Annotated in this window: 12 protein-coding genes; all 12 read left to right on the top strand. The window is 64.9% G+C overall.

What is annotated here, in order from left to right; translation table 11 throughout:
- The first annotated feature begins 346 nt into the window (after positions 1-346).
- The 12 genes from acs to astB all read left to right on the top strand — a co-directional run bounded on the left by acs (position 347) and on the right by astB (position 15,442).
- Positions 347-2,308, top strand: coding sequence for an acetate--CoA ligase (gene acs / locus PIN01S_RS22395; RefSeq protein ID WP_084339127.1), 1,962 nt, complete (start codon positions 347-349; stop codon positions 2,306-2,308).
- A 1,047-nt stretch (positions 2,309-3,355) separates the two neighbouring features.
- Complete coding sequence (locus tag PIN01S_RS22390) at positions 3,356-4,129, top strand: ABC transporter substrate-binding protein (RefSeq protein ID WP_084339126.1); 774 nt, start codon at positions 3,356-3,358, stop codon at positions 4,127-4,129.
- 190 nt (positions 4,130-4,319) lie between these two features.
- Positions 4,320-5,009, top strand: a complete 690-nt coding sequence (locus PIN01S_RS22385) for an ABC transporter permease (RefSeq protein WP_084339125.1) — start codon at positions 4,320-4,322, stop codon at positions 5,007-5,009.
- Positions 5,006-5,704 carry an ABC transporter permease gene (locus PIN01S_RS22380; RefSeq protein ID WP_084339124.1) on the top strand — a complete coding sequence of 233 codons (699 nt, stop codon included), beginning with the start codon at positions 5,006-5,008 and terminating at the stop codon, positions 5,702-5,704. Before PIN01S_RS22385 ends, PIN01S_RS22380 begins: the two co-directional genes overlap by 4 nt.
- A 10-nt stretch (positions 5,705-5,714) precedes the next feature.
- Positions 5,715-6,827, top strand: coding sequence for a succinylglutamate desuccinylase/aspartoacylase family protein (locus PIN01S_RS22375; RefSeq protein ID WP_084339123.1), 1,113 nt, complete (start codon positions 5,715-5,717; stop codon positions 6,825-6,827).
- Positions 6,828-6,853: 26 nt separating this feature from the next.
- Positions 6,854-7,618, top strand: a complete 765-nt coding sequence (locus tag PIN01S_RS22370; protein ID WP_084339122.1) for an ABC transporter ATP-binding protein — start codon at positions 6,854-6,856, stop codon at positions 7,616-7,618.
- 31 nt (positions 7,619-7,649) lie between these two features.
- A complete protein-coding gene (argR, locus tag PIN01S_RS22365; protein WP_084339121.1) occupies positions 7,650-8,630 on the top strand; it encodes a transcriptional regulator ArgR in 981 nt (326 codons plus the stop codon).
- 471 nt (positions 8,631-9,101) lie between these two features.
- Complete coding sequence (locus tag PIN01S_RS22360) at positions 9,102-10,322, top strand: aspartate aminotransferase family protein (protein WP_084339120.1); 1,221 nt, start codon at positions 9,102-9,104, stop codon at positions 10,320-10,322.
- 185 nt (positions 10,323-10,507) lie between these two features.
- The gene (gene aruF, locus PIN01S_RS22355) at positions 10,508-11,524 is read left to right on the top strand and encodes an arginine/ornithine succinyltransferase subunit alpha (RefSeq protein ID WP_084339119.1); all 1,017 of its coding nucleotides are present in this window, start codon (positions 10,508-10,510) and stop codon (positions 11,522-11,524) included.
- 70 nt (positions 11,525-11,594) lie between these two features.
- Positions 11,595-12,620, top strand: a complete 1,026-nt coding sequence (gene astA / locus PIN01S_RS22350; RefSeq protein WP_084339118.1) for an arginine N-succinyltransferase — start codon at positions 11,595-11,597, stop codon at positions 12,618-12,620.
- Between the two features lie 8 nt (positions 12,621-12,628).
- Entirely contained in the window at positions 12,629-14,095 is a 1,467-nt protein-coding gene (gene astD, locus PIN01S_RS22345) for a succinylglutamate-semialdehyde dehydrogenase (protein WP_170837221.1), read from the top strand.
- Positions 14,096-15,442 (top strand): N-succinylarginine dihydrolase, encoded by a 1,347-nt coding sequence (astB, locus tag PIN01S_RS22340; protein WP_084339116.1) that lies wholly within the window; start codon positions 14,096-14,098, stop codon positions 15,440-15,442.
- The last annotated feature ends 7 nt before the right edge of the window (positions 15,443-15,449 follow it).

Below are 15,449 nucleotides of genomic sequence, written 5' to 3'. Positions count from 1 at the left end.
GGATGGCGCTTGGAGCACGGATCAGCAGGCTCGCACAAACTGCCCCCTCGCCCCGAGGGTTGGGGGGATGCCTGGTTGTGAGGGGGCGGGGCGAGTCGTACACATCACCATCGGATCACGGCATGACAATGGGCGAATGAATTCGCCCCTACCACCCCCGTTCTGCGTGGCTATTCTTCCCCGAGCCGACCTCGTCCTATCCGCTCGAACCAGCATGCCAGAGCCCTCGCATGAGGCACGCACGACCATGGTCGTAGACCGGTAAGACCATGGTCGAATGGTTCGCTTGCAGGGGGAGGGCTACAAAAGGCGCCATAAAAAACAACTACTCACCGAGGTGTTAGTCATGAGCGCTGCTTCCCTCTATCCCGTGCGTCCCGAGGTCGCCGCCCGGTCGCTGACCGACGAGGCCACCTACAAGGCCATGTATCAGCAGTCGGTGATCAACCCCGATGGCTTCTGGCGCGAGCAGGCGAAGCGTCTGGACTGGATCAAGCCTTTCACCAAGGTGAAGCAGACCTCCTTCGACGACCACCACGTGGATATCAAGTGGTTCGCCGACGGCACACTGAACGTCTCCTACAACTGCCTCGACCGTCACCTGGAAGAGCGTGGCGACCAAGTGGCGATCATCTGGGAAGGCGACGACCCGTCCGAGCACAAGCTCATCACCTACCGCGAACTGCACGAGCAGGTCTGCAAGTTCGCCAACGCCCTGCGCGGGCAGGATGTGCACCGCGGCGACGTGGTGACCATCTACATGCCGATGATCCCCGAAGCGGTGGTGGCCATGCTGGCCTGTGCGCGCATCGGCGCCATCCACTCCGTGGTATTCGGCGGCTTCTCGCCGGAAGCCTTGGCCGGTCGCATCATCGACTGCCGCTCGAAGGTGGTGATCACTGCCGACGAAGGCGTGCGCGGCGGCAAGAAGACCCCGCTGAAGGAAAACGTCGACGAGGCGCTGACCAACCCGGAAACCGCCAGCGTGCAGAAGATCATCGTGGTCAAGCGCACCGGTGGGAACATCAAGTGGCACGGCCATCGCGACATCTGGTACGAAGACCTGATGAAGGTCGCCGGCAGCGTCTGCGCGCCGAAGGAAATGGGCGCCGAGGAAGCGCTGTTCATCCTCTACACCTCCGGCTCCACCGGTAAGCCGAAGGGCGTGCTGCACACCTCCGCCGGCTACCTGCTGTACGCCTCCCTGACCCATGAGCGGGTGTTCGACTACCGTCCGGGCGAGGTCTATTGGTGCACCGCCGACGTGGGCTGGGTCACCGGCCACAGCTACATCGTCTACGGCCCGCTGGCCAACGGTGCGACCACCGTGCTGTTCGAAGGCGTGCCGAACTACCCGGATGTCACCCGCGTGGCCAAGGTGGTCGACAAGCACAAGGTCAACATCCTCTACACCGCACCGACCGCGATCCGCGCCATGATGGCCCAGGGCAAGGCTGCGGTGGAGGGCGCCGATGGCTCCAGCCTGCGCCTGCTCGGTTCGGTCGGCGAGCCGATCAACCCGGAAGCCTGGCAGTGGTACTACGAGACCGTCGGCCAGAGCCGCTGCCCGATCGTCGATACCTGGTGGCAGACCGAGACCGGCGGCGTCCTGATCAGCCCGCTGCCCGGCGCCACCGCGCTCAAGCCGGGCTCGGCGACCCGTCCGTTCTTCGGTGTGCAGCCGGCCCTGGTGGACAACCTGGGCAACCTGCTGGAAGGCGCCACCGAGGGCAACCTGGTGATCATCGACTCCTGGCCGGGCCAGGCGCGTACCCTGTACGGCGACCATGACCGCTTCGTCGATACCTACTTCAAGACCTTCAAGGGCATGTACTTCACCGGCGACGGCGCGCGCCGCGACGAGGACGGCTACTACTGGATCACCGGTCGCGTCGACGACGTGCTGAATGTTTCCGGCCATCGCATGGGCACCGCCGAGATCGAAAGCGCCATGGTCGCCCACTCGAAAGTGGCCGAGGCCGCGGTGGTTGGCATGCCGCACGACATCAAGGGGCAGGGCATCTATGTCTACGTCACCCTGAACGCCGGCGAAGAGCCTTCCGAGGCTCTGCGTCTGGAGCTGAAACAGTGGGTCCGCAAGGAAATCGGCCCGATCGCCACGCCGGACGTGATCCAGTGGGCGCCGGGCCTGCCGAAGACTCGCTCGGGCAAGATCATGCGCCGCATCCTGCGCAAGATCGCGGTTGCCGAATACGATTCCCTCGGCGACATCTCCACCCTGGCCGATCCCAGTGTGGTGCAGCACCTCATCGATACGCATCGCAGCATGCAGGCCGCCTGCGCCTGATCAAGCTGTCTGAAGACGCCCCGCCGGTCACGAGCCGTGCGGGGCGTTTTCTTTTTAGCCCTTGCCGCTAGATAGATTTGAGTCAAACCGATTACCGAGTTCAGTAGAGGCTTCTTGTTTCGCCTCCCGGCGAGTCACTTCTGGCAGTCGCCCCAGAAGTAACCAAGAGGGCTTGCCCCGGCATCCGGGCCTCGCTTCGCTCGACTTCCCTCCCTCCATCGCCGCTCCGGGGGGCGGCGCGAGGGGCCATCCCTGGCCAATCGCGCCTCTCGCGGCATCCATGCCGCTTGTCCCCCTACACGACGATTCCGCTCGGCCTCCTGACGGGGCGTCGGAGTTGGTCCCACCTCTTCTGCAATCTCTCTGGCAATGCCAAAGCGTCAGGATCACTTCGCTATGCCGGGCAACACGAATCGCCCCTCTCCCGTTTATGGGAGAGGGGCCGGGGGAGAGGGGCTGTCTACGAATACGGGAGAAATTGGGTTAGACGCTTAACGCATACAAAGCATTCTCTTTCCAGGGCCTTCCATCACTTCAAGCCTCGACTAACAGGTCACGCTTCCCTGATTTTTATCGGTAGACGAAACGGTCCGCCGTCGTAACACCCACCCGTAACGCTATGCGCTCCAACCGGGTGCATCGGGAACAATCGGCACCGCGATGGAGCAAAAAATGACAAGGCTGGAATAAAGATAAGGACAGTAAGTACCGTTCTAGAGAGGTTATGTAATTTCTGGATCACTAATTGCTAGAGATACTGGTTCTGGGTCATTCTCGTAATCAGCTTTTCCCTCCGCTGTCAACCTGCATCCCTGCCGCCTCCGGCGCTTTTGTAATTACTTGTCGCATTGAAGAAATATCGGCTTTGGGCCTGTCGCTAGAATGCCGCTCACCCAGCCGGAACCTCTGCGCCCGTCCGTTCGGCGAAGATGGCGACGCTTTCCAGCGGTCCATACTCCGCGTCGTTGCGTTGTCGCTGGACTGGAAGCGGCCTGGGCGAGTCCTATTCTGCCAATCGCTGAACCCTCATTCGAAGGAGTCATCACGATGAAAAAGATCGTACTTCTCGGCGCCATGGCGCTGTCCGTGCTGTCGCCGTTGGCGATGGCGGAAAAGCCCCTGCGCATCGGCATCGAAGCGGCCTACCCGCCCTTCGCCTACAAGACTCCCGAAGGCAAGATCACCGGCTTCGACTACGACATCGGTAATGCGCTCTGCGAAGAGATGAAAGTGGAGTGCAAGTGGATCGAGCAGGAGTTCGACGGTCTGATCCCGGCGCTGAAGGTGCGCAAGTTCGACGCGGTGTTGTCGTCCATGTCGATCACCGACGAGCGCAAGAAGTCGGTGGATTTCACCGGCAAGTACTACCACACCCCCGCCAAACTGGCGATGAAGGCCGGTACCGAGATCAAGGACCCGCTGGTCGACCTGAAGGGCAAGAAGGTCGGCGTGCAGCGCGCCTCCATCTATGACCGCTACGCCACCGACGTCTACGTGCCGGCCGGTATCGAAGTGGTCCGCTACAGCTCGCAGAACGAAATCTTCCTCGACCTCGCCGCCGGCCGCCTCGACGCGACCCTGGCCGACGTGGTGAACATCGACGACGGTTTCCTCAAGACCGACGCGGGCAAGGGCTTCGCCCTGGTCGGCCCGGACTACACCGACACGAAGTATTTCGGCGAAGGCGCTGGCATCGCCGTACGCAAGGGCGACAAGGCCCTGGCCGACAAGATCACCGCGGCCATCGCGGCGATCCGTGCCAACGGCAAGTACAAGGAAGTGCAGGACAAGTACTTCGACTTCAACGTCTACGGCGAGTAATCGCTTTCTCCGAAAGCGGCACGACAGGGTTCGCGCAGGAAGCAGCGTGAAGCGGAAGGAGGGCGATCCCTCCGGACGCGGGGCCGGAACGGTTCGGGAGGGATCGTTCGGGGCTAACCTGAATGTCGTGCCGCTTTTTCGTTTCCGGCGCCGCCCGGTTCCCGGGTGCGCTGCATGAGGACTTGAGATCATGCTGAACGGCTATGGGTCGACCATCGTCGACGGTGCCTGGCTCACCCTGTTGTTAGCCCTGACTTCCATGGCGGTGGCCATCCTGCTCGGCCTGCTGGGCGCGGCCTTCCGTCTTTCGCCGATCAAGTGGCTGGCGCTGCTCGGCGACGCCTATGCCACGGTGATCCGCGGCATCCCGGACCTGGTGCTGATCCTGCTGATCTTCTACGGCGGCCAGGACATCGTGAACCGCGTAGCGCCGATGCTGGGTTACGAGGACTACATCGAGATCGATGCCTTCGCCGCCGGTGTCGGCACCCTCGGCTTCATCTTCGGCGCCTACCTCTCCGAGACGTTCCGTGGCGCCTTCATGGCGATCCCGAAAGGGCAGGGCGAGGCGGGCGCCGCCTACGGCATGAGCGGGGTCCAGGTGTTCTTCCGCATCCTGGTGCCGCAGATGATCCGCTTCGCCATTCCCGGCTTCACCAACAACTGGCTGGTGCTGACCAAGGCCACCGCGCTGATCTCGGTGGTCGGCCTGCAGGACATGATGTTCAAGGCCAAGAGCGCGGCGGATGCCACCCGCGAACCCTTCACCTTCTACTTGGCCGTGGCGGCTCTCTACCTGGTGCTGACCAGCGTTTCCCTGCTGGCCCTGCGCTTCCTGGAGAAACGCTACAGCGTTGGCGTCAAGGCGGCTGAACTATGATCCTCGACTTCTCCGTGATCTGGGAAAACCTGCCGCTGTACTTCAACGGCGTGCTGGTCACCCTCAAGCTCCTGCTGATTTCCCTGGCCGTGGGCCTGACCGTGGCGGTGCCGCTGGCGCTGATGCGGGTCTCCCGACAGCCGGCGGTGAACTTCCCGGCCTGGCTTTACACCTACGTCATTCGCGGCACGCCGATGCTGGTGCAGCTGTTCCTGATCTACTACGGACTGGCGCAGTTCGCGGCGGTGCGCGAGAGCTTCCTCTGGCCGTATTTCTCCAACGCGACCTTCTGCGCCTGCTTGGCCTTCGCCATCAACACCAGCGCCTATACCGCGGAAATCCTCGCCGGCAGCCTCAAGGCCACACCCCATGGCGAGATCGAAGCGGCCAAGGCGGTGGGCATGTCGCGCTTCAAGCTGTACCGCCGCATCCTCCTGCCGTCCGCGTTGCGCCGTGCGCTGCCGCAGTACAGCAACGAGGTGATCATGATGCTGCACACCACCAGCCTGGCGTCCATCGTCACCCTGGTCGATATCACTGGCGCGGCGCGTACCGTCAGCTCGCAGTACTACCTGCCGTTCGAGGCCTACATCACCGCGGGTGTCTTCTACCTGTGCCTGACCTTCGTGCTGGTGCGCCTGTTCAAGCGCGCCGAACGCCGCTGGCTCGGCTACATGGCGCCGCGCAAAGCCTGAGGAGCCGTCCATGCAACGCATCGATCATTGCCTGTCCTGGATGACCCTGGGCAGCGAGCGCCGTCTCAGCGTGTTCCGCTACGGCCAGGGCGAGCGCAAGGCCTACATCCAGGCCAGCCTGCACGCCGACGAGCTGCCGGGCATGCGCACCGCCTGGTCGCTCAAGCAGCGGCTCGCCGCGCTGGAAGCGGAAGGGCGCCTGAACGGCGTCATCGAGCTGGTGCCGGTGGCCAACCCGATTGGTCTCGCGCAGTTCGTCCAGGGTTTGCATCACGGACGTTTCGAACAGGCCAGTGGGAAGAACTTCAACCGTGGCTTCGTCGATCTGGAGGCGCTGGTGCGGCCGCGTATCGGTAACGCTCTGGCCGACGACGCCAGCGCCAACGTGCGCCTGATCCGCCAGGCCATGCGCGATGCGTTGGAGGAATTGCCCGCTCCGGCCAGTGAGCTGGAAGGGCTGCAGCGCCTGTTGCTGCGCCATGCCTGCGACGCCGACGTGGTGCTCGACCTGCATTGCGATTTCGATGCGGCCATTCATCTCTATGCCTTGCCGCAGCACTGGCCGCAGTGGCGCTCCCTGGCTGCGCGGCTGGGCGCCGGTGTGGCGCTGCTGGCTGAGGACTCCGGCGGCAGCTCGTTCGACGAATCCTGCTCGCTGCCCTGGCTGCGCCTGTCGCGTGCCTTCCCGCAGGCGGACATTCCGCTGGCCTGCCTGGCTACCACGGTAGAGCTGGCGGGCGTGACCGATACCGCGCCGGAACAGGCGGATGCCCATGCCGAGGCGATCCTCGGTTTCCTCGCCGAGCAAGGGCTGATCGCCGGCGACTGGCCGGCGGCACCGGAGCGCTGCTGCGAGAGCATGCCCTTCGAAGGGACCGAGCTGCTGTTCCCTCCACATACCGGGGTGGTCAGCTTCCTGCGCCGGGCCGGCGAGTGGGTGGAGCGGGGCGACGCGCTGTTCCAGATCATCGATCCGCTCGACGACCGCTGTACCACAGTGCACGCCTCGGTATCCGGCGTGCTCTTCGCCATCGAGCGCCAACGCTACGCCCGGCCGGGCTACTGGCTGGCCAAGGTGGCCGGCCGCGATCCGATCCGCCAGGGTCGCCTGCTCAACGACTGATCCATTGCCTTCAGAGAATCGACACCATGTACAAACTCGAAGTCCAGGACTTGCACAAGCGCTACGGCAGCCATGAAGTGCTCAAGGGCGTCTCCCTGGCGGCCAAGGCGGGCGATGTGATCAGCATCATCGGCTCCAGCGGCTCCGGCAAGAGCACCTTCCTGCGCTGCATCAACCTGCTGGAACAGCCGCACGGCGGCAAGATCCTGCTCAATGGCGAAGAGCTGAAGCTGATCGCCAACAAGGACGGCGCGCTCAAGGCGGCCGACCCGAAACAGTTGCAGCGCATGCGTTCACGCCTGTCCATGGTGTTCCAGCATTTCAACCTGTGGTCGCACATGACCGCCCTGGAAAACGTCATGGAAGCGCCGGTGCACGTGCTCGGCGTGACCAAGAAGGAAGCCCAGGAAAAGGCCGAGCACTACCTGGCCAAGGTGGGCGTGGCGCACCGCAAGGACGCCTACCCGGGGCACATGTCCGGCGGCGAACAGCAGCGTGTGGCTATCGCCCGTGCCCTGGCGATGGAGCCGGAGGTGATGCTGTTCGACGAGCCGACTTCGGCCCTCGACCCTGAACTGGTCGGCGAAGTGCTCAAGGTGATGCAGGACCTGGCGACCGAAGGTCGCACCATGGTGGTGGTCACCCATGAGATGGGCTTTGCCCGCGAGGTGTCCAACCAGCTGGTGTTCCTGCACAAGGGCCTGGTGGAGGAGCGCGGCTGTCCGAAGGAGGTGCTGGTGAATCCTCAGTCCGAGCGATTGAAGCAGTTCCTTTCCGGCAGCTTGAAGTAAGCTTCTCCCATCTCGCCTAAACTGCCCTGACATGACCTCACATCGAATCGCCTTCCTGATCTGGCCCGGCACCAAGGCAATGACCCTGGCGCTGGCCGAGGAAGCCTTGCGCGTTGCCCAGCGCGTCCACCCCGACGTGGTGTACGAACTCCTGTTTCTCCAGGCCGAGCCTGTTGCCGAGGGTGACTGGCGGCTGCCGGGCGAGCCCTGGGCGGGCAAGCTGGAGGGCTGTCAGAAGCTGTTCCTGGTCGCCGACGAGCCGCCGACCCAACTGGCGCCGGCGCTGGCCAGTGCATTGCGCCAGGTGGTGCGTGCCGGTTGCGTGGTCGGTGGGCTGTCCGCCGGCATCTATCCGCTGGCGTTGCTCGGACTGCTTGACGGCTACCGGGCGGCGGTGCACTGGCGCTGGCAGGACGACTTCACCGAGCGCTTCCCCAAGGTGATCGCCACCAGCCATCTGTTCGACTGGGACCGCGACCGCCTGACCGCCTGTGGCGGTTTGGCCGTGCTGGACCTGCTGCTGGCGGTGCTGGCCCGCGACCATGGCGCCGAGCTGGCCGGCGCGGTGAGCGAGGAACTGGTGGTCGAGCGCATCCGCGAAGGTGGCGAGCGCCAGCGCATTCCGCTGCAGAACCGCCTTGGCTCCAGCCATCCGAAGCTGACCCAGGCTGTCCTGTTGATGGAGGCCAACATCGAGGAGCCGCTGACCACCGACGAGATCGCCCAGCACGTCTGTGTTTCCCGTCGGCAACTGGAGCGAATCTTCAAGCAGTACCTCAATCGCGTACCCAGCCAGTACTACCTGGAGCTGCGCCTGAACAAGGCGCGGCAGATGCTAATGCAGACCAGCAAGTCGATCATCCAGATCGGGCTGTCCTGCGGGTTCAGCTCCGGTCCGCACTTCTCCAGCGCCTACCGCAATTTCTTCGGCGCGACGCCGCGGGAGGATCGCAACCAGCGGCGCAGCAATCATCCGTTCGAGCTGGCGCCCTCGACGGTCGAGCGCGGTTGAAGACTGGGAACCCGGATATCTATCCGGGTTTTGTCTTTTTGGGGCCTGCTTTTTTCCGATTGGGGCGATGCGTCCGGCTGCCTTGCAGGGATGGCGATCGGGCTGCCGCTGGTGCCGGCCGCCATCGGAGTCGCTCCGTTTGGCGCGATCGGAGGGCGTCCAATCCGGTCCGGGCCCTTGTTTAGTCCTTCGTGGCGGCTTGTCAGGGCCCGATTTTCCGCTCTTTTGCGCTGTTGTCCGGGTGAAGGAAGCGATCTTTCGTCGAGCCTGGAAAAAGTCTCGCGGCTCCTGCGCTCCAGCACTGTCCAATGTTTAAACTGCGCCTTCCCGACGCTTTCTGTCGCATTTGCATAAGCTTCGGGATTTATCGGGTTTCGGCTGTAAGAAGTTGTCGCATGGCGGCAATGCCGACCCGGAATCAGTCCCTACAATCCATTCATCACTCGCCCCTATCCAGGCAGGAGAACTTCGATGTCCGCTGAACATGCGCCGGTAGCACGCGCCGATTTCGACCAGGTGATGGTCCCCAACTATGCCCCCGCCGCTTTCATTCCGGTGCGAGGCCAGGGTTCCCGAGTCTGGGATCAGAACGGGCGCGAGCTGATCGATTTCGCCGGCGGCATCGCAGTGAATGTCCTCGGTCATTGCCACCCGGCCCTGGTCGGCGCCCTGACCGAACAGGCCAACACGCTGTGGCACGTCTCCAACGTGTTCACCAACGAGCCGGCCTTGCGCCTGGCCCACAAGCTGGTCGACGCCACCTTCGCCGAGCGGGTGTTCTTCTGCAACTCCGGCGCCGAAGCCAACGAGGCCGCGTTCAAGCTGGCCCGTCGTTATGCCCACGACCTGTTCGGTCCGGAGAAGTGCGAGATCATCGCCGCCACCAACAGCTTCCACGGCCGCACCCTGTTCACCGTCAGCGTCGGTGGCCAGCCGAAGTATTCCGACGGCTTCGGGCCGAAAATCCAGGGCATCACCCACGTGCCCTATAACGATCTGGAGGCGCTGAAGGCCGCCATTTCCGACAAGACCTGCGCCGTCGTGCTCGAGCCCATCCAGGGCGAAGGTGGCGTGCTGCCGGCCGACCAGGCCTACCTCGAAGGCGCGCGCAAGCTGTGCGACGAGCACAAGGCGCTGTTGATCTTCGACGAAGTGCAGACCGGCATGGGCCGCACCGGCGAGCTGTTCGCCTACATGCACTACGGCGTGGTGCCGGACATCCTCTCCAGCGCCAAGAGCCTGGGCGGCGGTTTCCCCATCGGCGCCATCCTGACCAAGACCGACATCGCCGCGCATTTCGCCGTTGGCACCCACGGCACCACCTACGGCGGCAACCCGTTGGCCTGTGCGGTGGGCGAGGCGGTGATCGATGTGGTCAACACCCGCGAAGTGCTCGACGGGGTCAAGGCCAAGCATGACCGCTTCAAGACCCGCCTCGAGCAGATCGGCCGCGAATACGGCTTGTTCAGCCAGGTGCGGGGTCTCGGTCTGCTGATCGGCTGCGTGCTGGCCGACGCCTGGAAGGGCAAGGCCAAGGACGTGCTGAACGCCGCCGAAAAAGAGGCGCTGATGGTGCTCCAGGCCAGCCCGGACGTGGTGCGTTTCGCCCCCAGTCTGGTGATCGAGGATGCCGATATCGACGAAGGTCTGGCGCGTTTCGAACGAGCCGTGTCCAAGTTGATCCAGGGCTGAGTCCCCATCCCTTCGGGCCGTGCCGTTGGTACGGCCTACGCTTGAAAGAGCGAGCGCGGCACAGGGCAGTGCCGCGATCCATCCAGGGATGACCGTTTCCAGTGCTGCCGTGGCCCGGGGGCCATGGCCTTCTCTGAGCGCTTCGCCGAGGCCTCGGAGCTTTTCTTGAAAGAAGGAGTGACACCATGCTGGTGATGCGCCCCGCGCAAATGGCCGATCTGGCCGAGGTTCAGCGTCTGGCCGCGGACAGTCCGGTCGGTGTCACTTCGTTGCCGGACGATACCGAGCGCCTGCGCGACAAGATCGCCGCCTCGGAAGCCTCCTTCGCCGCCGAAGTCAGCTTCAATGGCGAGGAGAGCTACTTCTTCGTCCTCGAAGACAGCGAGAACGGCCATCTGGTGGGCTGCTCCGGCATCGTCGCCTCGGCCGGTTACTCCGAGCCGTTCTACAGCTTCCGCAACGAGACCTTCGTGCACGCCGCGCGCGAGCTGAAGATCCACAACAAGATCCACGTCCTGTCGCTCTGCCACGACCTCACCGGCAACAGCCTGCTCACCAGTTTCTACGTGGAGCCGCCGCTGGTCGGCACCACCGCCTCCGAGCTGAATTCCCGTGGCCGCCTGCTGTTCCTCGCCAACCACCCGGAGCGCTTCGCCGATGCGGTGGTGGTGGAGATCGTCGGCTACAGCGACGAGCACGGCGACTCGCCGTTCTGGGACGCCGTCGGGCGCAACTTCTTCGACATCAACTACGCCGAGGCCGAACGCCTGTGCGGCCTGAAGAGCCGCACCTTCCTCGCCGAGCTGATGCCGCATTACCCGATCTACGTGCCGCTGCTGCCGGATGCCGCCCAGGAAGCCATGGGCCAGGTGCATCCGCGGGCGCAGATTACCTTCGACATTCTGATGCGCGAAGGCTTCGAGACCGACCACTACATCGACATCTTCGATGGCGGCCCGACCCTGCATGCGCGCACCTCGGGCATCCGTTCCATCGCCCAGAGCCGTGTGGTGCCGGTACGCGTCGGCGAGCCGGGGAAGGGCGGGCGTCCCTATCTGGTCGCCAACGGCCAGTTGCAGGATTACCGCGCCATCGTTGCCGAACTGGACTGGGTGCCCGGCAAGCCGGTGACCCTCTCGGCCGAAGCGGCCGAGGCGCTGGGTGTCGGCGAAGGCTCCAGCGTGCGCCTGGTCGCGGTTTGAATTGAAGCGGCGAGCCGCGGCCTTCGGGCACCGGCTCGCGCGTGAAGCCTATAGCTGATCCGGAGGATCTATGATCGTTCGTCCCGTACGCAGTGCCGATCTGCCGGCGCTGATCGACCTGGCGCGCAGCACCGGCGCCGGTCTCACCACCCTGCCGGCCAACGAGGAGCGCCTCGCGCACCGGGTCGGCTGGGCGGAGAAGGCGTTCCGCGGCGAGGCCGAGCGTGCCGATGCGGACTACCTGTTCGTCCTCGAGGACGACGACGGCCGGGTGCTGGGCATTTCCGCCGTGGCCGGCGCCGTCGGCCTGCGTGAGCCCTGGTACAACTACCGCGTCGGCCTGACCGTCAGCGCCTCCCAGGAACTGAATGTGCACCGGCAGATTCCGACGCTGTTCCTGGCCAACGACCTCACCGGCAACTCCGAGCTGTGCTCGCTGTTCCTCCATGCCGACCACCGCACCGGCCTGAACGGGCGCCTGCTGTCGAAGGCGCGTTTCATGTTCATCGCCGAGTTCCCGGAACTGTTTGGCGAGAAGATCTTCGCCGAGATGCGTGGCGTGTCCGATGCCGACGGCCGTTCGCCGTTCTGGGAAAGCCTCGGCCGGCATTTCTTCAAGATGGAGTTCAGCCAGGCGGACTACCTGACCGGCGTGGGCAACAAGGCGTTCATCGCCGAGCTGATGCCCAAATTCCCGCTCTATACCTGCTTTCTCTCGGAAGAGGCGCGCAACGTCATCGGTCGCGTCCATCCCGACACCGAACCTGCCCTGGCGATGCTCAAGGCGGAAGGTTTCAGCTACCAAGGCTACGTCGACATCTTCGACGCCGGCCCGGCCATCGAATGCGAGACCAGCAAGATTCGCGCGGTGCGCGACAGCCTGCCGCTGGTGCTGGCGGTGGGGACGCCGGGCGAGGACGCCACGCCGTTCGTGATCCACAACCGCAAGCGCGAGGACTGCCGCATCACTGCCGCTCCGGCGCGGATGGCCGCCGGCACCCTGGTGGTCGATCCGCAGACCGCCAGGCGCCTGCAACTCAGCCCCGGTGCCCAGGTCCGCGCCGTGCCCCTGTCGGCCAAGCCGCTGGCGAACTAAGGAGCCCGATCATGACTACCCATTACATCGCCGGCGCCTGGCAGGCTGGCGAGGGCGACGCCCTCGAATCTCGCAACCCCGTCGGCCAGGCCGTGCTCTGGCAGGGCGCCGCCGCCAGCCCCGCGCAGGTGGACGCCGCCGTGCAGGCCGCGCGTGCCGCGTTCCCGGCCTGGGCCCGTCGTCCGCTGGAAGAGCGCATCGCGATCCTGGACACCTTCGCCGCTACCCTCAAGGCGCACGGCGACGAACTGGCCCGCGCCATCGGCGAAGAGACCGGCAAGCCGCTGTGGGAAGCCGCCACCGAAGCGACCAGCATGGTCAACAAGGTCGCCATTTCCATCCAGAGCTACCGCGAGCGCACCGGCGAGAAGTCCGGCCCGCTGGCCGACGCCACCGCCGTGCTGCGGCACAAACCGCATGGCGTGGTGGCGGTGTTCGGCCCGTACAATTTCCCGGGCCATCTGCCCAACGGGCACATCGTGCCGGCGCTGCTGGCGGGTAACGCCGTGGTGTTCAAACCCAGCGAGCTGACGCCGAAAGTCGCCGAGCTGACGGTGAAATGCTGGATCGAGGCCGGTATTCCGGCCGGCGTGCTCAACCTCGTCCAAGGTGCCCGCGAAACCGGCATCGCCCTGGCCGGACATGCCGGCATCGATGGGTTGTTCTTCACCGGATCGAGCCGCACCGGCAACCTGTTGCACCAGCAGTTCGCCGGCCGCCCGGACAAGATCCTCGCCCTGGAGATGGGTGGCAACAATCCGCTGATCGTCGATCAGGTCGCCGATGTGGATGCCGCGGTCTACACCATCGTCCAGTCCGCGTTCATTTCCGCCGGCCAGCGCTGCACCTGCGCCCGCCGCCTGCTGGTGCCGCAAGGCGCCTGGGGCGATGCGCTGCTGGCGCGGCTGGTGCAGGTCGCTGCGCAGATCAAGGTCGGCCGCTTCGATGAGCAGCCGGCGCCCTTCATGGGTTCGGTGGTCTCCCTGCTGGCGGCTCGCCAATTGCTCGAAGCCCAGGCCGCGTTGCTGGCCAAGGGCGCCGTTGCCCTGCTGGCGATGACCCAACCGGAGGCGGACGCCGCCCTGCTGACGCCGGGCATCCTCGATGTCACCGCGGTGGCCGAGCGCCCCGACGAAGAGTTCTTCGGCCCGCTGCTGCAAGTGATCCGCTACACCGACTTCGACGCCGCCATCGCCGAAGCCAACGCGACCCAATACGGTCTCGCCGCCGGCCTGCTGTCCGATTCCCGCGAGCGCTACCAGCAGTTCTGGGTGGAAAGCCGCGCCGGCATCGTGAATTGGAACAAGCAGCTCACCGGCGCCGCCAGCAGCGCGCCCTTCGGCGGGGTCGGCGCGTCCGGCAACCATCGTCCGAGCGCCTACTATGCCGCCGATTACTGCGCTTATCCGGTCGCCTCTCTGGAAAGCGAAGCCCTCAGCCTGCCCGCTACCCTGACCCCGGGAGTGAGTTTGTAAATGAAAGCCTATGAAGTGAATTTCGACGGACTGGTCGGCCCGACCCATAACTACGGCGGCCTGTCCTACGGCAACGTGGCGTCGCAGAGCAACAGCCAGGCGGTCTCCAGTCCGAAGGAAGCCGCCTTGCAGGGCCTGGCGAAGATGAAGGCACTGATGGAGATGGGCTTCAAGCAGGGCGTGCTGGCTCCGCAGGAGCGCCCGGATGTCGTCGCGCTGCGCAGCCTGGGCTTTTCCGGCAGCGATGCCGAGGTGATCCAGAAGGCCGCCAAGGAAGCCATGCCACTGCTGGCGGCCTGCAGCTCGGCCTCCAGCATGTGGACGGCCAACGCCTGCACGGTCAGCCCGAGCGCCGACACCGCCGACGGCCGTGTGCATTTCACCGCCGCCAACCTGAACTGTAAGTTCCACCGCTCCATCGAGCACCCCACCACCAGCCGTGTGCTCGGCGCCATGTTCGCTGACCCTCGGCACTTCGCCCACCACGCGGCGCTGCCGGCGGTGAGCCAGTTCGGTGACGAAGGGGCGGCCAACCACACCCGTTTCTGCAAGAGCTACGGCGAAGCCGGCGTGGAATTCTTCGTCTTCGGCCGCAGCGCCTTCGACAGCCGCTTCCCGGCGCCGCAGCGTTACCCGGCGCGGCAGACCCTGGAGGCCTGCCAGGCGGTGGCCCGCCTGCACGGGCTCGATGACGAGGGCGTGGTCTATGCCCAGCAGAATCCGGCGGTGATCGACCAGGGTGTGTTCCACAACGACGTGATTTCCGTGGGCAACGGCGAAGTGCTGTTCCACCACGAGGACGCCTTCCTCGAGACTGACCGTGTGCTGGCCGAGCTGCACGACAAGCTGGGCCGCCGCGGCGGCCGCTTCCAGGCGGTCTGCGTGCCGCGCGAGGCGGTCGGCGTCGAGGACGCCGTGCAGTCCTACCTGTTCAACAGCCAACTGCTCACACGCGCCGACGGCAGCATGCTGCTGATCGTTCCCGAGGAGTGCCGCCTCAACGAGCGCGTCTGGCGCTATCTGCAACGCCTGACGGCCGAGGACGGCCCGATCCGCGAGGTGAAGGTCTTCGATCTCAAGCAGAGCATGCAGAACGGCGGCGGTCCGGCTTGCCTGCGTCTGCGCGTGGCGCTCAAGGAAAACGAGCTGAACGCGGTGAACCCGGGCGTGATTCTCACCCCCGCGCTGTACGGGACGCTGACCACCTGGGTCGAGAAGCATTACCGCGATCGCCTCAGCGAAGCCGACCTGGCTGATCCACAATTGCTGGTAGAGTGCAGAACGGCATTGGATGAACTGACGCAGATCCTTAAACTGGGCTCGGTTTATCCCTTCCAGATCGATTGAGCTTCAA

Origin of the sequence: Pseudomonas indica NBRC 103045 (assembly GCF_002091635.1) — a bacterium.
Classification (GTDB): Bacteria; Pseudomonadota; Gammaproteobacteria; order Pseudomonadales; family Pseudomonadaceae; genus Pseudomonas_M; species Pseudomonas_M indica.
The sequence above is the reverse complement of the archived record's forward strand: the minus strand, read 5'-3'. Positions and strand labels throughout refer to the sequence as shown.